A 404-nucleotide genomic window follows, 5' to 3' on the forward strand; every position below is an offset into this window, starting at 1 on the left:
TAATGCCTCGTTCTTTCTAATCTACAGCTTCTCCATTCTTCTGGATATCTCTACCTTTCTATTCGTCGGCAGCTTCAGATGTGTATAAGGGTCAGGCCCAGTGCTTTCGCGCCATCGTGTCAGCAACCCATTGCCTGGCAACACACTGAGCGATTCGCTGGTCCGCTCCGCCGTCACTTCAATGTCACCCTGTCCGTCAGACCATGCCAGCAAGTTGACAACGGGCTTCTGTTGCAGCGGACAATCGACCATGACACTTTGCTCCACCCGCGACATCGCCTGCTCCACTTGCAGCAAAACTTTGCGCTGCAAAGGCACAGGCGCCCCATCTTCCAGCTCCATCACTCCGCTGAGGTAACGGCCCGGGATTTCCGGGAACAATGCACTCCGAAGGGGGCCGTTGA

General features: G+C 55.4%; 1 protein-coding gene. It reads right to left on the reverse strand.

Annotated features, from left to right (window positions below; translation table 11 throughout):
- Nucleotides 1-21: 21 nt before the first annotated feature.
- Nucleotides 22-404 (reverse strand): hypothetical protein (locus UF06_RS13580; protein ID WP_045570927.1); only part of this gene is annotated, 383 nt, incomplete at its 5' end.

Source organism: Vibrio sp. S234-5 (assembly GCF_000960595.1).
Lineage (GTDB): Bacteria > Pseudomonadota > Gammaproteobacteria > Enterobacterales > Vibrionaceae > Vibrio.